Genomic DNA, 20,125 nt, shown 5'->3' with positions numbered 1-20,125 from the left:
CGCTGTATATATGGCTGACTGAACTTATTATAAGAATATTGCAAACCATTTCCTATGAGGCAGTCTTATCCTTTACAGGCAAATATTGCCTTGATTATCGTTAGCGCTGCGGATTATTGCGCTTTCGGTTCCTCCGAGACATCCCGGACAGGGTGACGAATCGTAATCTTCGTCCCTTTGCCCTCTCCGGTGTCGATTCGCAGCTTGTAGTCGTTGCCGAAGTAAATTTTAAGCCGCTCGTTCACGTTGCGCAAACCGACGCCGTGCCGCCCCGCCGTCTTCTTATCGACTGACATCATGTCCAGCTGCTGCAAGGCCGCTGCCGAAATCCCCTTGCCGTTATCCATGACCTCGATGACGATATCCTGTTCATCCACGTAGCCGGACAGAATCACCTTTCCCTTCTCGAAATTGCCGCGGATGCTGTGCTGAATCGCATTCTCCACGAGCGGCTGCAGAAGCAGCCGCATGAACGGCATCTCGAGCACCTCTTCGTCGAAAAAATACATCACCCGGAGCGGTCTCCCGATCCGGGCTTGTTCGATTTGTACGTATGCCTTCACCTGCTCGACTTCGCGTCCGACCGTCGTGATGTCCTTGCCTTGGTTCAAGCTTAGGCGCAGCAAATTACCGAGTGAGGATACCATCTCGCCGATGTCGGATCGTCCGTGATTTTCCGCCTTCCACCGGATCGACTCCAGCGTATTGTATAGAAAATGCGGATTGATCTGATGGCTGAGCACTTGGAACTCCAGCTCCTTCTTGTTGCGCTCCGCTTGCGTGGACTGCGCGATCAAGCTTTCGATTGTCCGCACGATTCGGCCAAACCCGCGATACAGCAAGCCGATCTCGTCTTTGCGGGATTGGTGCGGAATCGTCAGCTCGAAGTCGCCGTCCTCCAGCTTCCGCATCAGACGGACAAGCCTGAAGACGGGCTGCGTAAAGTGCAGCGTGATATGGATGACGAGACCGATGGAGCAAATCAAATAGACGACCAGAAACAGGAACATCACCCGGTTCATCTCCGAAACCGGATGCGTGAGCGCGCCCATCGGGGTCAAACTGACGATCGTCCACGGCTTGCTGTCCATGCGAACGAACGTCGTCAACTGGTCCTCGCCATGAATGGCTAACGTCCCCGTTCCTTCCGTTTCCGTATCGTAGAGATCCAACAGCTTCCGGGAAGGCATGGTTTGGCCCGTCCATTCATTCTGGGAAGAATCGAACAAGATCAGGCCTTGCCGGTCGACGATCAGAAACCGCTGGCCTTGCATCCGATCGGACGGGGTGAAGAACCGCCTGAGATGATCTTCGGCCAAATCCACGACCACGATGCCCCGGGGCGTACGATCGTGCAGCCCCGTAAACGTTTTGACATACGAAAGGAGTGGACTTGCGTTTCTCCGCTGATTCTCCGTCAGATGCCACGACGGCACGACGCTGTCCTTGGCTTCCCGGAACCACGCTTCCTTGCCGATTAACGGCGACTCTCCGAGCGTCCGCATATAGGTTGGATAAAGGGACGGATCGAGCGGATAGACGTGCAGCTGCATCGCATCGAATTGCATTTTTTTCTGATAGACGATACTCAGCATGTTCACCGCGAAAGCTCCTTCTTCTTGCGCGCTCCGCGGCGGGCGCGCCATCAGCTGCTGGAGCGTCTTGTTGCCGATCAGATCATTGATCTGGCCGTTTACTTGGTCCAGGTACGTCTCCACGTTAATTTTCGCCTGTTCCAAATAGCTTAACGAGAAGGTCGTATTGGCAAATTTAATCCCTTCGACCGACTTCGTGTGCGCATACGACGAGAACACGATGAACGGAAAGACCGTGATCGCCAAGAACAGCAGAATCATTTTGTTGCGCAGCGACGAGAACAGCATCAAGGAAACTTTATTCATCCGTGATGCCCAGTTGTTTCCGATACTCCTTCGGCGTGAAGCCCAATTGCTTCTTGAACACCTTCGAGAAATAAACCGGATCCTTGTAACCGACTTGATAGGAAACTTGATAGATCTTGTGCTTGACGTCGCCAAGCATCGCTTTAGCCTTCATGATCCGAACTTCCGTTAGAAATTCAAGAAACGTCTTCCCTTTCTCCTTCTTGAACAGCTTGCTCAGCCATACCGAAGTGACATGCACTTCTTCGGTGATGAGCTGCAAGGATAAGTTGTCCGCAAATCTCGTCCGAATGATCTTCTCGGCTTCCTGCACGATCTGGCTCGACATCGACGTCAGCTTACGGTAATCGGCAGCCATGGCCATCAGACAATCCTGTGCTTGCTCCTTCAACGATTGGAGGTTATCGTACTGTTCCAGCTGCTCCCAGAGCGCGATCGGATTGCGTTCCCATGTCCGATCCGGCCATCCCGCCGCCGAAGCCCCGCGGTAAATGCCCATCAGCCATTTGAAAATGTTTTGTTGGATGTCTTTTAAACTGCAGAGCTCCCAGGACTTCACCATCTCGTCGAACCCGTTCATTGATTCGGCGATGTCCTCGTCCGACCCGTACCTGACCAGATCGAGCACTTCGCCCGTTTCCCGAATCGAAAGCTCGGTCCGCTCTTTATCCGCCTCGCATTCCGTTTCGGTAAATACCCGATTGCCGCCGTACGCCGCTTTGCGGTCCAACAGCTGGCAGCATTCGTCGTACAGGCGATGAAGATGGTTGATCTCCTTCGGCGCGGAGCTCAGGCTGATGCTCGCGTTGACTTTGACGAATGCGTTAATCCGCTGAAGGCACACTTGCGAGATCGAATAGTAGTGTTCGGGCGCTTCGGCTCCCGAACACTCGAACACCGCCACCCACTTCTGGCGCGAATCGCTGAACAACGCTGTCGGGAAGAGGCATTCTTCGGACAGCGTTTGTCTGACCACGTTTCCGATGCCGAACAAGACCAGATCTTTCTCGCCCTTGCTGCCCTTCTGGTTAACGATCGCCTTCAGGTCGTCGGCTTCCACGACCATAAGCAGGAGCGGAGTCGCCTGCATCCACTCCAGCTTGAGCGCATGCAGCCGATGCGAGACTCTCGTCTCGCGATAGGGATCATACTCATGCTCGACGATCTCGCGAAGCAGTTCCTCCTGCAATTTGGGCGTGGCAAAATGCACCTCCCGGATCATCTGCGCATGATGGTGCTTGTCGAGACTCTCCCGCATAATCAGGTCGACGGCTTTGCGCACGATGCTCTCCAGCTCGCCCGTATTAATCGGCTTCAATAGATAGTCGATGGCGCCAAGCTGCATCGCATGCTTGACCAGTTCGAAGTCGTCGTAACCGCTGACGAGGATCGCCTTATAGCTGTAATCGTTCATCTGCTGCAGTTCACCTAGAAATTCAAGTCCGGACATTCGGCTCATCTTGATATCGGTGACGATCAAGTCGGGTCTCGTCTGTCGCGCGATCTCTAGCGCCGTATCTCCGTCATCCGCGACGAGTACTTCCGCGATCCCGTATTCGCTCCACGGAATCCGCTTTAGCAGCCCTTCCCGAATCTCATATTCATCGTCCACGATAAGAACGCTGATCAATTCCTTCACCTTCCCGCGCTGATGATAGACGTCTACAACCTCGATATTACCTGGATAACGGTTTAAGCCATCCGTTGACTCATAAGCTATTCGTTGACAATCCTGCCGCTCAATCGCGATGACGGGCGGCTATGTATTGATCGACCTGTTTCTGGACGTTGGCAATGATCGAGCCAAGACCGCCAGCCTTCTGATGCTGAATGTACGCGGCGATCGACGGGCCGATTTGCGGCACGGTTCCGTATTCGATCGCCTTCCCGGCATTCTCGTAAAGTTGATCCCGCTGGGCCAATTCGTCCACGATGGCGCTGTCGGACAGGAAGATGCCGTCGACCGGAGACGGTACGTTCGTCGGAAGTTCGGCGAAGTTGGTCTCTTCCTGCCAGAATCCCGCGGGATACGTCTCCGTTGGCCGCATGTATTGCGGATTCCAGAATGCCCACTGTCCTCCCCAATCCATATAATTGCTCGTGGAGAACTGCATGTCCCCCGGATAGAGCGCGGAATTGCCGTTCAGCACGTAAGTCTTGCCCTCGATTCCGTACATCACGAGATCGTACAGCGTGCGGTCCGTCTCCATCATATCGAGAAACCGCAATACGCGGTCGGCGCGATCGGAATTTCGGTTGATCGCCAAAACGTTGGCGATGGACGAGCGGTTGACGAACTTCTTTTCGGGATAGATCAACGACATCTGCTGCTTGTACGAAGCATCGACGAACCCGGGATCGGCGGCGTACGCCCATTCGTGGGACGTGATCGTGAAAAGCATTTTGCCGTTTCGCCATTGATCGGCCGCACTATCCGTGTCCATCAGGACATCTCGGTTCAAGATTTGATCGTCGTACCATCTCTTGCTCATCAGGGCCGCTTCTTCATAGAAGGGCTGCTGCTCGATCGCCCGGACCGTTAAGCCCGGATCGTTCAGATAGAAGCCGAGCCCGTGGAAGCCCAGATCCACCCACTCGTCCCGCACGATATAGAACGGAAGCGCCGACGTTCGGCTCAGCTTGGCGTTTGGATACGCTTTCTTCAGATCATGCAGCAAAGTATCGACGTCCCCGATCGTCCGGACCGAACCCGGAGCGCGAACAATGCCCGCTTTGTCGGCCAAATCCTCGCGCCATCCGGCATATACCCGTTGATTCATCTTGACATTCCACGGCATGCCGACGATCGCTCCATCTACCGTCGCCGAGGCAAGCGTGTTCCGATCCCGGTACTTGGCATACAGGTGCGGCGCGTATTCGGGAAGCAAATCGTTAAGCGTCAAGTAGGATCCTCTGGCCGCCATTTGCTGGAACGAATTATCCGAATCGAAGTTCATATCCCACGTGTCTCCGGAAGCCGCCATGGCGAGCAGCTTGCTCGAATAGTCGGGCCATGGAATGTAATGGATGGAGAAATTGACGTTCAAGCCCTTGGATTTGACATACGCGCCGACCTTGGACCAGACTTCGTCCGTCGCCGCCTTCTTGTCCCCGCCAAAATAAAAGCTGAGCGTCACCTCTTGCTCTTGCGGCTTGCTCTCCACCGACGTCGACGAAGGCGATACATCCGGTCCGGCCTCCATACCGGCGGTTCCGATGTTCCGGTCGCCGCTGCACGCCGAGAGCCCGAACTGAAGCAATAGTACGATGGGGATCGCCTTCGTGATCCCGAAACGTTTTCCGGCCATCCGTTTCCCTCCCTATTGCATGGATCGAATTCAAAACACCGCCGACGTTTACACTGTCAATTCGCGTATGCGCTTTCATAGAGAGGCGATACGAAGATTCGTTTTCGCGTTAATCTCTGCGCTCATATCTTATCGCCGCCGTCGCCCATGGACAATGAGACGATCCAAAACAAAACAAGGCATTCTTGTCCAATCGGGATTATTTCCCATTTCCATTGACATGCGGACACAGCGAGATCTTAACCGAATGATCAAAAAAAAACCGCCGGGACAATTCGTCCCGGACAGTCTTCACTCATGATTGCTTATTGGGCTGCGGCTGTCGCTGCTTGCAATTCCTTCGTTTTCTTGTTCCAAGCTTCCGTCTCCGGAATGACGTCGTTGAGGTTGCGGTCGCCGAAAATAACGTCGTTCAAAATATTGTTCCAGTTGTAATCGCCCCAGGCAGGCACGGTAACGCCCGGTTGAATCTTCGCATTCTCCTGCGCGATTTTGACCGCTTCGATGTTCTTGCCCTGCCAGATCGGAGCTTGATCGTAGTAAGCGCTCAACTCCGGATCGACGACGGACGCGTTCGCGCCTTGGTCGATCTTCCACTTCTGCGCTTCCGTCGTAAACTGGAAGCTAAGCCACAGGAAGGCTTCATTCTTGTGCTTCGAACCGGCAAGCAGCGAGAGCGGCCCGTAAATCGAGTAGCCCGGCTGGCTGGACGTGCCTTTCGGGAACGGAAGAACGTCCCAGTTGAATTGCGCCTTCTTCTTCAAGTCAGGCAGCACCCAGTCGCCGCCGATCGCGAAGCCGGTCTTGCCGTTGAGGAAATCTTTCGTGACGTTGCCGGAAGCCTCGGCGGCCGCGTTGCTTTGCATCGAGCCGTCCTTCGTCACGAACTCCTGCAGCCATTTGATATCGTCCATCACGCCCGGCGTGGACATCACGCTTTGCGTAAGATCCTCGTTCATATATTGCAGGTTGGCCGCGTGTCCGTCGGCAACGGCCTTGGTGCTCAGCAGTCGCATTTGAATCTCGGGTTGGGTCGTTACGCCATATTCTCCGGCGTCCGGGTCCGTTATTTGCTTCGCGATGTCGCGGAATTCGTCGTAAGTCCAGTTATTGCTCGGCATATCGACGCCATGCTTGGCAAGCAAGTCCTTGTTGACCAGCACCCACATCGGCACGTCGACCATCGGAACGGCGAGCTTCTTGTTTTTATACGTCATCGTATCGAAGAAGCCTTGCGGGAGCGTCGTGTCTTGGAATATCGGGCTCGAATCGATATAAGGCGTCAAATCCTCGATCAAGCCTCCTTGGTCGAAGGAGATCAGGTCGGTATCGATCTCCGTTGCGTCCGCCGGCGTGCCGGCGGCTTCGAGGGCGGCGATGACCTGCATGACCGGCTGACCGTTAACGGGCACTTCCTCGATCGTGATCCAAGGATACTTCTTATGGAACATATCGTACAGCTGATTATAGGCTCCGTTCTTCCAAGAGATGAACTTCAGGGTGACGGGATCATTCTCGCCCGAAGCCGGCTGGTTGGCCGCGGCGTTCGCGGCGTTCGCGGCGCCGTCGGCGTTCGAGTTCTCGCCGCCCGAAGCCGATGCGCTTCCGTTGTTCTTGTTAGTGCCATTGCTGCCGTTACTGTTGTCGTTGCTCCCGCTGCTGCAAGCGCTCAGCATGCAGGATAATGCCAGCACGCCGCTAAGCGCCAATGTACTCGCGCGTTTGGTTTTCATTCGGTGTTTCCTCCCCTAATTTGGTTACCTTCCCGCAATTCCTGTCCAAGCAAATGCGCTTCCCGAGCATGCAGCCCTTCGCTGTCCGGGCATCCCTCCCTTCATCGCGATGCGTCCGGCTATTCGACGACCCCGGTCCGCTCGATACCGGTGACGAACCAACGCTGCAGGAACATGAAGACGAGGATGGGCGGCAATATAATCAGGAACGCTCCGGCCATCTTCGTGCTTTCCGTGACCGGATTGCGGACGGAATCGGTATGGCCGAGCAGCGACGGATTAAGCACGTCCTCGAGATTGTCCAACCGGATCGATAACGGCGTGAACCCTTTGGCGAGAAACATCGACGGCTCGTAGTACATGTTCCAGTACCAGATGAACGAAAACAGGAACACGACCAAGCAGGCGGAACGCGCGAGCGGCAGCATAATGCCGAAGAACAGCCGGAACGTCGAGGCGCCGTCGAGCTTCGCCGCCTCCTCCAGGCTTTGCGGCTGGGCGTTGAAGAACTGCCTGAAGATCAGAATGAACAGCGCCCCCTTCAATCCCTGTCCGAAGATCGCCGGAACGAGGAAGACGAAGATCGTATTGAGCAGGCTGAGCTTGCTGAAAATGACGTAAAGCGGAATGATGATGATCTGCGGCGGAATGAGGAACGTCAGGATGACGAACGCCGTAATGAGACCTTTGAACGGCACGGCCAGACGGGCCAGCGCGTAGCCCGTCATCGCGCAGATCATGACCTGAACAAGCGAGCAGCTTACGGAGATCATCGCCGTGTTGCGCAGCGCTGCAGGATACTGCAAGCCCTCGTACGCCTTGGACAGATTCTCCCAGGTAATCTGACGGGGAATCCATTTGACGGTCGGATCAAGCAAATCGCTCATATTTTTGAACATCGTGCTGATCATGTACAGCAGCGGCTGCAAATACAGATACGCGACGATCGAGAGCAGGAAATAAATGACCAGCTTCGCGAGCAAGCCGTCCGACAGGCTGCGGCCCAACACGATATGCTTCACCTTCTGGGTCTCGCGGCTCCAGAGCAGCCCTTTCATGTGGGCTCTTGCTTTCTCCACCCATAATCCGTTGCTCATGATCGAGCCCTCCTAGTCTTCATGCTCCGTTCGAACAGCCAGAGGACAAGCGCGATCAGCACGAAGATGAACGCGAAGTAGATCCAGGCCAGCGCGCTGGCGTAGCCATAGCCGGTATCGATCTTGAACATGTTGTCCTTGACATGCTTCAGCACCGGATTGAGCGGGAACGTGAACAGATCGATAATCGTGTACAGCATGTTCAGGCTGATGAACGGCACGCAGGCCGGAAGCGTGATCTTCCAGAAGCTGTCCCACGGCGAGGCTCCGTCGATCCGCACCGCCTCGTAGATCGAAGTCGAAATCGTTTGAAAGCCCGCGATGAAGATAAGAATCTGTACGCCCGAGTACCACAGGATGAGGATGACGATGCCCAGAACGCTCATGACGGTCTTGGCGAATTCGGCCCCGATATATTCCCGGACGATCGGCTCCAGGTTATATTGATCGAGGAACGGGATGTCCCCCGCCCCCTGATTGAACAGCTCGGAAAGCACTTGGCCGGTCGCGAAGATGACGGGCAGGAAGAACAGCGCGCGATACAGGAACCTGCCGGGAAAACGCTGATTCAGCATCAACGAGATGAGCAATGCGAAAATAACGATGATCGGAACCATCAGCAGCATCTGCTCGAAGTACGTAATCAGCTCGATCGGGAACACGTTGTCCTTCACGAAGGCGTCGCGGTAATTTTGCCAGCCCAGCCAGACGTATTTGAATCCGCCCGGAACGACGGACACTTTATGAAAGGACATGAAGAGCGACCAGCCGACCGGAATGGCGACGAACACGCTGAAGCCGATGATCCAAGGCAGCATGAACAACATTCCGATCCCGTAGCGCTTCGAGTGATAGAGACGCGCTTGCCTCTTGTTCGCGTTTAACTTGCTCATGCGCCTCCTCCCTTCGTCACCTCGAACGATTTCGCTCCGTAATCGACAATCACTTTCGTTCCGTTCTCGTAGGTCGTTGCAAACCGGTCCGACGACAGCTTCTCGTGATTGACGATCTTTTGCGAGAATACGCCGGCAAGCGTATCGAACTTGCCGTATTCGTCCACGATTCGGTTCTCCCACTTCCCGAACCGACTGCTGTACAGGAAGTTGGATTCCGTATTGAGCAGCTTGCGGGAATCGTCATGGGTGACGAAGAACGAAGGAACGGCTCCGTATTCGATGCCGCGGAGAAATTCGGTCTCCATATCGTCCCGCAGATTGCCTTCGGTAAAGGAATAAGGCACATAGCCATGAAGTACGATCGGGTAGAACGGGACGGACTCGTCGACCATAAAATCATGGCTCGAATCGTCGGGGAAGGCATCGATATAATCCGTAGCGCCGACCGAATAGGCATTGCCCCGATAGACGCCGGCCGAACCGAGCGTCTGCCTCGTATAATCCAGCAAGCCGTCATAGACTTCCTTGGTATATTGGCGGGTTACGATGCCCGAAGGCTCGTAGTCGTTGAACAGCATCTCGCCGAGTCCGCTGTAATGGATGCCCGACACGCCGATGCTCTTCAGCTTATCGATCGTCTTGACGGCGTTCGCGACGGTCAGAGCCGGCTTCGAGAGATACCAGCCTTCGTCGATGAACGCGGTTCCGGCGATCGAGCGGATGGCGTAGTTTTTGCCCGACGTGGCCGAATGCTCGTCGACCCACAGGAAGTCGTCCTGGAAGAGCACGTCCGTGCCTTCCTCCTTCATCTTCGCCACGAACGTCCTCGCCGCGGATTCGCCGCCAAGCGCCGATTCGATCGGGAAGCGCTTCTCCATGTCGTAATCCCCTTGATTCTGCCAGCCGTAGTAGATGACTTTGGCGTTCGCGACTCCCTGGCTGCGCAAGCGCTCCACGATATCCGACGCCTGCGGAAATGTCGTAGCGGCCACGTATTGCACCCGTCCGTAGGCCTTCTCGAAGTTGCCGCCCATGATCTTCAAATACAGCGGAACATGATCGACCGGCTTCAATGGCTCCTTCAACTGCCCGTCTTCCGTCAAATAATCGCGGTAAGCGTTGGCCATGCCGACATAACCGGCCTCCTTCCCGCTCAGAAATCGATATTCCAGCTCGCGGTCACGATCCAGACGCTGCTTCTGAATCGCCTTGGTCGGAGCAGCCAGCCGGCTCATCTGGTACAAATAGTCTTCGCGGTAAATCTGGCTGGAATAAATGTTGAAGAAGGAGGATTTGGCACCGGGCGCCATCGCGGCGATGTTGGCGGAATCGTCGCCCTCGGTCAGGATCGCTAAGTACGCGTGGTCCCCTCGCTTCATGCCGAACACGGGATACGCGATATCCTCCCGCCGCTCTCCCGACCGCATCCAGTTGCTTGAGTTCGACACCTCCGTCCCATACACCTGATGGATATAACCTCTTGAGATGTCCGCATGGGCGACGTTGAAGTTAATGAGCCCGCCCGGACCGTCAGGCACGAACAGATACCCGTCCTCGCTCGCCGCGGCGGCGCCGAAATAAGGAAGAATGTCGAGGGAGAAGAGCGCATAGTCTCCCTCTTCGCGAATGCCGTCCGTCGGCACGCGAACCTTCAGTCCGCCTTCCGTCAGTTCGTATTGGATCGCGAAGCCGAGCTTCTGCTCGGGGAAGCTGTAAGCGACCTGAAGGCCAACGGCGGATTTGGTCAAGACCGCCTCGGTGCCGGGACTCTCTCCATTCAGCATCCCGCGGATGGTCTGATCCGTTCCGCTCGTCTTGACGTAGGTGAGCGCGAACGGAGACTTCAGATTAGACAACAGTTGTCCCTTGACGGTCTCCTTGGCTAATTGCTCCAAGGCCGGATTGCTGGTCCATCGGTAGCCGGAGCCGATCTCTTCTACGGCGATTTGCAAATTGCCTGGCTGAACGTACAAGCGAAATTTATCGTTCGCGGCGACAAGCGCGTATCCCGCCGCGTCCGGAGAAGGTTTCCACCGCTCGCCGGGGTACAATGGCGCATGGACGGGCTCCGCCGCATCGATGCCCGCTTCCCCGAATGTCTGCGCGGCGGTCGGTTCGCCGCCGCGGGACAGCAGGATCAACAGCAGAACGATCGCAACCGTAACGATGGCGGCAATCAGCTTTACGCGAAGGGATAAGCGCCGGATAACGTTAATGATAGAAACTCACCTCTTTGTAAAACTGATAGAAAAAGTCGTACAGGTTATAGGACAGTCCGAAGATAAGGAATCCGAACAGCCAGATCGTTCCGATCGCGAACAAGGTGATGGCCGAATTTTTGATCGTCTCCACGAAATCGAAATTGTGAATCACCTGCGTCATGACGAAGAACATGACGGCGAGCCACAGCACCATCACCGAGTGCAGCGAGCCGATGATCACCTTCTCTTCCAATGTGACGATATTGGACAGCAGCAAGATCGGGATGCTGAAGAACAAGTAAGGCGCGAGCGCGAACGTGCTGCCCTGGATGACTTCTCTCAGCCTGCCTTCTCCGTCCTTGACGCTGCATACCAGATAGTTCGCGATAATCCAGGTCACCCACGGAAGCGCGAACAGTCCGAGCTCGTTGCGCAGGTTGATCGCGGCCAAATCGACCGGATGGAACAGGAAACCGGTCCCGTACAAGGACGCCAGCTTGGTTCCGACGACCGCCGCCAATAGCACGATCGTAATCCATGGCGCGACTCTCGCTTCCTTCAAGCGATAAAAGCCTTGGTACGGATGAATCATGACGTAACCGAAATTCCGCAAATCGGTAAGCGGCTTGTTCCAGGCATTCGGCAGGGGTCGCCTTTTAAGCAGCCTGCGCAAGCCCTTCGAGCCGAAGTGGACGACGGCCCACAGCCCGGCCAGCCAAACGGCCAGCGCGACGAAGTGGCTTTGAAGCCATTCCAGTCGAATCTGCCAGAACGCCTTGGAATAGTTTTCGATATCGTAAGCCGCCTTCATAAATGTCAGCGCCGTCTCGTTATCGTTCTCGTGCAGATACACTTTCCCCAGGCCTTGGAAGGTCCCGTTGTACATATCGTTGCGGGCATAAACCCGCTCCCAGTACGACTTGCTCGCTTCGTATTTGCCGTCTGCATAGAGCACTAACGCTTGAAGCACATCGTTGCCGAACCCGGTGCGCACGTACTTATGCAAGGTTTTGGTCCGGCTGTCGGAGATCCAGATGGAATCATGCGAATCCACGCCGACTCCGGTCGGGTAGCCGAGAACGCCGTATTGCTGGGTATCTTTGTCGACCAAGCCGAACGAGAACAACGCTTTGCCGGTCCGGTCGTACAGATTGATCCGCTCGGAATCCAGATCGACGTTGTACAGGAGGCCGTCCGCGTCGATCGCGACGTCCACGATGCCGTGGCCGTGCTCGAGCGTTTTGTTCTTGAAGGCGTCCACGCCACCTGCGTTCAGCTTGCGGACAGCCCCTTGGCCGAAGCCGCCCGCCGTCGCCGTATAGATAAAGCCGTCGTCGTCCATGGACACGTTCGTAATCGGACTCGGCAAACTCGCTTTCTCCTTCGCCAATTGCTCCTTGTTGAGCATGTGCTTCTTCAGCCAATTCAGCAGGGTCTGCTCCGCCTTATTGGCGCCGAAGTAGCCCATGAACTCCCCTTGCGCGTTCAGCCGCACGAGTCCTTGATAGGAGGCGTTCAACGCGATATACATGACGCCGCGGCGATCGACGACCAGCTTGTTCGGCACGAATTGCTCGGTATCCATCAAGTTCGTAGCCGGCTTCTTGTATTCGCGCGCGAACTTCCCGTTCGCGTCGAATACGGCGATCCGCTGATTGCCGGAATCGGCCACGTACACGCTGCCGTCCGGCGTTACGAAGACGCCTTCAGGCGCATCGAGCTGTCCTTGCCCCTTCGCATCGCCGATCGTTCGCAGCAGCGAGCCGTCATTGTTCAGCACGACGACTTGATTCAGCTCTTTATCCGCGACGTACACCCTATCATCCGGCCCCACTTGCAGGTCGACCGGCTCTCCGAGGCGAGCGGTATAAGCATCCGCCGGCGCGTAGATCGGCTGGATGCGGAACCAATTCGCTTGATTGCTGTCGTAATAAGACGTCGTATAAGGGAGCTGCGCATACAGCTTGCCGGGCTCGGCAAGCATGAACGCCGCGATTGCCAGCAGTAGCGTAATCCATTTCTTCATCGTTCCGACTTCCTTTGCAGATGAAATTACTTGATTCCGGAATGGACCATCGTCTCAAGCACTTTCCGCTGGAAGAGCAGAAAGATGATCAGGTTCGGAATGAACATTAGCAAGCCCGCGGCTGCCGCCATATTCTGGCCGGCCACGTTGTTTTGCAGTCCGCTGAGCAAGCTGTTCACATAGAAAGCGAGCGTTCTCATCGTCTCCTTCTGCATGAACAAGGTGGACGTCTCCACGTCTCCCCATACCCCTTGGAACGTGAAAATGGCGATCGTCGCGATAGCGGGCACGGAGAGGGGCAGTACCAAGCGGATGAAGATGCCGAAATGGCTCGAACCGTCGATTTTGGCCGCTTCGATCAAGTCGTTCGGAATTTGCGCGATGAAACCGACCAGCATAAACACCGCGACCGGCGAGGCCAGAGCGGGCAGCACATGTCCGAAGTAGGTGTTGTTCAGACCGATTCCGCTAATGATCAGATAACGCGGTATCGATACCGTCTCCGGTGCGAACATGAGCGACAACGTAATCATGGCCATGATCAGGTGCTTGAAATGAAAGCGGTTCTTGGCGATGACGTAAGCCGCCATCGTGCTGACGACGATGACGCTGATCAGCGTCATCGCCGCCACGACCAAGCTGTTGAAGAGGTAGCGGGTGAACGGAACCGTTGCGTTCGCCGCATGCAGGAAGAGCGCCTCGAAATTGCCGAACGTCGGATGCTGCACGAAAAATCGCGGCGGGAACAAGAACAGCTCGTTCTGCGGCTTGAAGGCGTGATTCAGAATGAAGACGATCGGCAGCGACATGAAAGCCGCAAGCGCGGTAAAGACGATGACAAGAATCCATTGAAACGGCGACGTTCTGCGAAGTCTGCGAATCATCGGTCTACAGCTCCTCCTTCGAATCGAACAGCCGGTAGGCGAACCGCATGGCGAAGTAGCTGACGATCAGCAGCATGACCGCGATCGACGAGGCGTAGCCCAGCTCGAAGCGAATGAACGCGTAATCGTCGATGTGATTGATAATGAGATGCCCCGCGTATTGGGGCGTGACCGCCATGCCGGTCAATTGGGTCGAGATGCTGCCGGCCTTCAGCGTGGAGACGATCGTCATGACGGCGCTGAACAGCATCTGCGGCTTCATCGAAGGGATGGTAATATAGAACACCTCTTGCAGCCGGTTCGAGATGCCGTCGATGCGGCCGGCCTCGTACAGCTCCTTGTTGACCGTCTGCAGACCTGCCAGCATGGCGAGGAAGCCGACGCTGAAGCTCACCCACAAGGAGACCGTGATCATGATTTTCATCAAATATTTCGGATCCTGCAGCCAAACGACCGGCGCGTCGAGCCAGCCCATCGAAAGCAGCAGATGATTGACGTAGCCCACGCGGTCGCCGCTGAAGGCGGCGATCCACACGACGGATAACGCGACGGCGCCGGCCATCGAAGGCGCATAGAAGGCCAGCGTGTAATAATCCCGAATCTTGATCGGCAGCTGATGGATTAACCAAGCGAACAGGAAAGCGAGCGCATAGCCGCCAGGCCCGACGATCAGGGCGAACAGGAACGTATTCGGCAAAGCCTTCGTCAGGAACACGATATCCTGCGTGAACAGCGCGATATAGTTATCGAAGCCGATAAAATGCAGCGATCCGAAGCCGTTGTAGGAAGTGAAGCCAAGCGTTGCGGCCATTACGACCGGGACGACGATAAAGACGACGAAGCAGATCAGGAACGGCGCCAGGAACAGATAGCAGAACGCGTCGCGCCGAATATCCGCCCAGAAGCGGTTCAATTTCAATCGCATGGTGGTTGATCGTCTCGCGCTCAAATGGGGAGACAGCTCTGTTCTCATCTTCGCCCCTCCTCCCATTGAAAAGGTTTTACGATTTGCGGCACGCGCAAGTCCGCGTCGCGCTTGATGCCGAAGTCGTTCTGCCGTAGATTCATCTCGCGCTGGAGCGACAGCTCCGCCTCCTCAAGCGATTCCTCCGCGGGCATATTGTCGAACACCGTGCGGTTCCACGCGAAATCCATCTCCCGGCCAAGGAAGTAATAACCCGGCACGACCGGCATGTTTTTCGCCCAGCGGGCTTGCTCCCGGATCGCTTTCAGGTCGTCGCTCGGCCAGCTTAGCGATTGCATCGCCTCGACGTTCGCCGTGTTCCAACGAAACTCCATGCCATAGAACGATTCGATGTCATTGGCGTATTGGGCCTGTACGTCGGCCGAGGTCCACCATTCGAGGAACTGCCATGCTTGATCCTTGTGCTCGCTCTTCTTCATGATCATCGCGGCGGACAAGCCTTGCTGCGACCAACGGGCCACCTCTCCGCTTGCTTGCTTGACGCCGGGGAGCGGCGCGATTTTCCAATGCCCGGTAATCTCCGGCGCGGCGACCAGCAATTGCACGTACGTATTGAAGTCGGCGACCCCGATCGGAATGTCCCCGTCGCGGAAATGCTGGAAGAACGCCGGAATGTCGATCGGCAAATTGTATTTCGTGTACAGGTCCGTCCATTGCTTGAACGCTTTCAACCCGGCTTCGCTCGTCAAGGTGGATCGCAATCCGTCCGGCGAATAAGGCTCGGCGCCGTTCTCGAAGAACAAGGTGGAGAAGTCGGCTTTCGGGAAATTGATCGTCATTCCGTTCTCCTGCAGCGTCGGCAGCATATTGAAGACATCGTCCCACGTATCGGGAACCTTCAGATGCAAGTTGTCCAGTATGTCCGTCCGGTAGAACAGCATCTGGAAGTTCTGCACTTCCGGAAGCCCGTACGTTCCGCCGTTATAGGCCAGCGCTCGCTGGACGCCGGGAATGAACCGTTTGGCAACGTCGTCGAACCCGGGATACTTGGAGAGATCCTCCACCGCGCTGCGCATCGCATAGTCGGCCGGCGTCGACTCGCCGATGCCGAGCGCGACATCCGGAACGTCGCCGGCGGCGTTGCCCAGGACGAGCATGTTCGGATTCGGCATCAGGTTGATATTGACCTGAATGCCCGTCTTCGGCGTGAAATCTTGATCGACCAGCTCGCGCAGCAGATCGGCGTAATCGCGTCCCCGCTGAATCCAGATCGTCAGCGCGTCGTCCTTGTTGTCCTTGCTCAAGTCGTAATCCATGAAGAAGGAACGTCCGAAGTCCTTGAGCGCGTATGGAACTCTCGCCAGCGCCGTCGGTACCTTCAGTCCGGTCTTCGTATCCGGCGTTCGGACGACCGCGAAGTCAAATAGAAGCGGCTCTTGCGTCAAAGTAGACATCCAGGTTCCGATATTGCTCTGGATGGTCGAGAAGTCGTTGATCTTGTTCGGAACCTCGTTCACATCCGTTACCATATCGTTCAGCATGTCGATCGACGTCTCGATCGCCTGCGACAAATCGGAGTTCCGGCCGTTCACGCCGTTGATGTAATCCCTAATGTCAGACAGTCTTTGAATGAAGCCTTGGAGCTTCGCGGCTACGTCGGGATCGTACTTGACCATATCCCAAGTGCGGGTGGAATCGATGTTCGCATCGAAAGCCGACTTGCTGTAGTTGCCCGTGATGAGGCGGATATGCCGGTCATAGTCGGCCAACTGCGCGAGCGTATCCTGCAGAGCCAGATTAATCGGCTCCAATACCGAGGAATCCGCGGTCATGCGGAGCGTGTGCGTCCCCTTCCGCATATAGAACTGGAAAGGCTTGCCTTGCGAATCCGCCAGCGTCGTGATCTCGAATTCCTTATGGTAATCGAATTCGTAATGAAGCAATTCCTTGAACGGCGTCCTTCCGTCGATCTCGATGGTGCGGTAAGCTTTGAAGCCCGGACGGTAATTTTGGTAGTTTTTCAGATCAAGCTCGTACCAGCCATCGCTTGGCACCGCCAGCTGCCATTCGACCCATTCGCCCGGATTCTTCCATTGGTTCCCTCCGAGCACGTTGTACGTGACCCGGCCTTCCGGATCCGGCGAGATGTAAGGCTCCGCCCAATGGTCCGTCTGGATGGTCAGACTCGATTTGCGCTGAAACTGCTCCGCCTCGGTCATCGCGTACCAGCTGGCTTCGGCTTCGGCGGTTGCGGCCGGTTGCGATGCCGCGTATTCCTTATAGGGAACGATCGGCGCCTGCGGTTGGAACGATATGGCGCGCAGCGCGACCGGTTCTCTCTCGCCGACGAGCCGCAGCGTATGTTCCCCCTGCTCCAGATGGTACAGCAGCGGCCTGGAGGAGACCGAATAATCGCTCAGCGCTTTGTACGCCCATCCGCTTAGTTCGGTCTGTTGCGGACGAACCTGCATGCCGATCTCGTTGCGGTCGTACGGATATTTGGCGTCCTTCCATTGCCGCTCCAGCTCCAGGTGCTCCGATTCGAGGTAGGGATAACCCCCGTCGATCTGAACCCCCCGAACAACGGATACCTTGCCGCCGGGAAGCGGCTTGTAATCCAGATGAAGCTCGTACCAGCCGGCTTGCGGAGCTTGGAATTGCCATTCCACCCAGCCGTCTTCGCTTTGCCAATCCAATTCGCCGACCGCTTGGCCCGACGCCAGCTTCGTTCCCGGCCCAGCCTGCGCGTAATCGGCCGGAACGATCGGGATCGGCTTCGCTTCCGCTGCTTCCGCGCCCGCTTCGGGATGATCCAGCATCGCCATGGCATAAGACGGCTCAGCGGTCTTCTCTTTAAAGTTCAATAATTGCGAAGCGTCTGCATTCGAAGCATAAATGACGGTATCCTTGCCGGAAAACCAATGCATGGCGCCGAATAGGAGCGCGATGATCAGAACGAGCCGAAACGCGATACGAGTGGATTTGGAGCCGCGATAGAGACGATAGAGATGATTGAGAGGCTTGAAGCGCTTGAAACGAAAGAATTGAAATAGGCGCTTGAGGCGATTATTCCCCGGCTGCTTCATCCCTCTTCTCCTCCGACCGCCATGCCCGTATTCTCGTCGAAGAAGTGGAGCTTGTTCGGATTGAAGCCGACGACCAATGAATCCTCGGCGCTATAGACGACCTCCGGATCGGTACGCGCGATGATCTTGGTCTCTCCGAACGCGGCATGGACGTAGGAGTCCGCGCCCGTCACTTCTGTCATGAGCACGATCGAGGGAACGAATCCCTCCTCGCCCTCCGCCGGCAGCTCTTGCTGCAGCACGACGTGCTCGGGCCGCACGCCAAGCACGACATTTCGCACCTGTCTCGCCATTCGCTCGAATCGGGCATTGAACTTTTCCGGGAGCAGCAGCTTCATCCGCCGGTTCGTAAAGTAGAAGCGGCCTTCATCCCGAATCACGTTTCCCGCGATAAAGTTCATTTGCGGCGAGCCGATAAAACCGGCGACGAACAGGTTGGCGGGCTCGTTATACAATTGCCACGGCGGAGCCACCTGCTGGATCACCCCGTCCTTCATGACGACGATCCGCGTTCCCATCGTCATTGCCTCTACCTGATCGTGGGTGACATAGACCGTCGTCCGCTTCAAATCGTTCTGCAGCTTGATGATCTCCGCCCTTGTTTGAGCTCTCAGCTTGGCATCCAAATTCGATAACGGCTCGTCCATCAGGAACACTTGCGGCTCTCTTGCGATCGCGCGTCCCAAGGCGACCCGCTGCTTCTGTCCGCCGGATAATTGGCTCGGATTGCGGTCGAGCAGATGCGAGATTTCCAAAATCTTGGTGATTCGGTTCACCCGCAGGTCGATTTCGTATTTGGCCGTCTTACGCAGCTTGAGGCCCAGCGCGATATTCTCGAATACCGTCATGTTCGGGTATAAGGCGTAATTCTGAAATACCATCGCGATATCCCGATCCTTGGGAGAGACGTAATTGACATACTTATCGTCGATATACAGCTCTCCGCTGCTGATCTCTTCGAGGCCTGCCAGCATGCGCAGCGTCGTCGATTTGCCGCAGCCGGAAGGCCCGACCAGCACCAGAAATTCTCCTTCTTCAATGGACAGGTGAAAATCGTTCACAGCCGGGCGGGATTCGCCCTTGTATCTCTTGAACACGTGGTTGAACGTAATTCTTCCCACCGAAACCTCACCTTTCGCGTTTACTCTTCAGCGGCTTGCTAGATTTCATGTTATCGTAAAGGCGGCGCGACAATAATAAGGGAGATTTAGCTTTTAGAGTAAAAATTTGGCTTCATTGATCTGACTGGTTTCAATGGCCGATTGAAAGGCATAAAAAAAAGAGCTTAACCATTGAACAATGGCAAGCTCCTTATGGCTGTATGCCTCCGCTAGGCGTACAACAAATAAAACAAGCTGCCGGCAATGCCGGCAGCTACGATTCGTTTATTGAGCTATCTCGTACCCGTTAGTTTAATTCGCTTGCGGTGCTACTTTATTCAAATAACCATTTTATTTCTGTTGATCCGATGTCTTTTTCAGCTATCACAGGAAATATTTTCGCGTCACCTAACTTTTCAATGCGCAATTGATACGGTTTAAGCATCTCTTTCCAATTGTTAGAAGGCGGTGAATTTGAAGCAGCATGGCTGAGATAATCTGTAACAATTCGTTTTAATTGTTCACTGCTTATTTGATTCAAGTCATATTCAATTCCAACTTTAAATAATTTCTCTTTTGATTTGGAAGCGAACGCAGTTAAAACTATGCCAGGTTGTTTATCAATCTGTTTTATACTCTCGGACAACTTTTGCCCGACTTCAGGAAAAGTATCCTTACTGCGTTCTCCTTGGCAACCCGCAAGAATTGTAAGGGACGCAAACATAACCATGAATATCAATAAATGGAAAGTACGTTGCAAATTTTATCCACTCCTTATCTTCATAGTAAGACGCTTAATGAATAACGGAAGTTGCGTTAACCTCCCGTTAGCTGAACAGAGGCAGCCGATCTATCTTGTGAACTGCACCCCGTCAAGTAGACAGTGGAAATAATATAAGTAACTAGGCGGCCTTGTTCCGGTATTCCATCGGACTAAGGCCGTTTAGTTTTGCTTGCAATCGGTCGTT

The 20,125-nt window shown here is 55.3% G+C and carries 13 protein-coding genes; all 13 read right to left on the bottom strand.

Translation table 11 applies throughout. The features are described from left to right. Positions 1–113: 113 nt before the first annotated feature. The 13 genes from AC50YL_RS33750 to AC50YL_RS33690 all read right to left on the bottom strand — a co-directional run bounded on the left by AC50YL_RS33750 (position 114) and on the right by AC50YL_RS33690 (position 19,917). A complete protein-coding gene (locus tag AC50YL_RS33750) occupies positions 114–1,901 on the bottom strand; it encodes a cache domain-containing sensor histidine kinase (RefSeq protein ID WP_494837765.1) in 1,788 nt (595 codons plus the stop codon). Next, entirely contained in the window at positions 1,894–3,540 is a 1,647-nt protein-coding gene (locus AC50YL_RS33745; protein ID WP_494837764.1) for a response regulator transcription factor, read from the bottom strand. The genes AC50YL_RS33750 and AC50YL_RS33745 overlap by 8 nt, the downstream gene beginning before the upstream one ends. Before the next feature lie 100 nt (positions 3,541–3,640). Then, positions 3,641–5,209, bottom strand: a complete 1,569-nt coding sequence (locus AC50YL_RS33740) for an extracellular solute-binding protein (protein WP_494837763.1) — start codon at positions 5,207–5,209, stop codon at positions 3,641–3,643. 305 nt (positions 5,210–5,514) lie between these two features. After that, complete coding sequence (locus AC50YL_RS33735; protein ID WP_494837762.1) at positions 5,515–6,942, bottom strand: ABC transporter substrate-binding protein; 1,428 nt, start codon at positions 6,940–6,942, stop codon at positions 5,515–5,517. A 119-nt stretch (positions 6,943–7,061) separates the two neighbouring features. Beyond that, positions 7,062–8,039 (bottom strand): carbohydrate ABC transporter permease, encoded by a 978-nt coding sequence (locus tag AC50YL_RS33730; protein WP_494837761.1) that lies wholly within the window; start codon positions 8,037–8,039, stop codon positions 7,062–7,064. Continuing rightward, positions 8,036–8,932, bottom strand: coding sequence for a carbohydrate ABC transporter permease (locus tag AC50YL_RS33725; RefSeq protein WP_494837760.1), 897 nt, complete (start codon positions 8,930–8,932; stop codon positions 8,036–8,038). Before AC50YL_RS33725 ends, AC50YL_RS33730 begins: the two co-directional genes overlap by 4 nt. Then, the gene (locus AC50YL_RS33720) at positions 8,929–11,076 is read right to left on the bottom strand and encodes a DUF5696 domain-containing protein (protein WP_494837759.1); all 2,148 of its coding nucleotides are present in this window, start codon (positions 11,074–11,076) and stop codon (positions 8,929–8,931) included. The genes AC50YL_RS33725 and AC50YL_RS33720 overlap by 4 nt, the downstream gene beginning before the upstream one ends. Positions 11,077–11,146: 70 nt before the next feature. Further along, positions 11,147–13,162, bottom strand: coding sequence for an SMP-30/gluconolactonase/LRE family protein (locus tag AC50YL_RS33715; RefSeq protein ID WP_494837758.1), 2,016 nt, complete (start codon positions 13,160–13,162; stop codon positions 11,147–11,149). 26 nt (positions 13,163–13,188) lie between these two features. Further along, positions 13,189–14,046 (bottom strand): carbohydrate ABC transporter permease, encoded by an 858-nt coding sequence (locus AC50YL_RS33710; RefSeq protein WP_494837757.1) that lies wholly within the window; start codon positions 14,044–14,046, stop codon positions 13,189–13,191. 4 nt (positions 14,047–14,050) lie between these two features. After that, the gene (locus tag AC50YL_RS33705) at positions 14,051–15,019 is read right to left on the bottom strand and encodes a carbohydrate ABC transporter permease (RefSeq protein ID WP_494837756.1); all 969 of its coding nucleotides are present in this window, start codon (positions 15,017–15,019) and stop codon (positions 14,051–14,053) included. Next, positions 15,016–18,057, bottom strand: a complete 3,042-nt coding sequence (locus tag AC50YL_RS33700) for an extracellular solute-binding protein (RefSeq protein ID WP_494837755.1) — start codon at positions 18,055–18,057, stop codon at positions 15,016–15,018. Before AC50YL_RS33700 ends, AC50YL_RS33705 begins: the two co-directional genes overlap by 4 nt. Further along, positions 18,054–19,178, bottom strand: a complete 1,125-nt coding sequence (locus AC50YL_RS33695) for an ABC transporter ATP-binding protein (protein WP_494837754.1) — start codon at positions 19,176–19,178, stop codon at positions 18,054–18,056. Before AC50YL_RS33695 ends, AC50YL_RS33700 begins: the two co-directional genes overlap by 4 nt. Before the next feature lie 313 nt (positions 19,179–19,491). Further along, entirely contained in the window at positions 19,492–19,917 is a 426-nt protein-coding gene (locus tag AC50YL_RS33690; RefSeq protein WP_494837753.1) for a hypothetical protein, read from the bottom strand. Positions 19,918–20,125 lie beyond the last annotated feature (208 nt).

The organism is Paenibacillus sp. J22P277, assembly GCF_059383675.1.
This window is presented reverse-complemented; position numbering and strand designations above follow the sequence as displayed.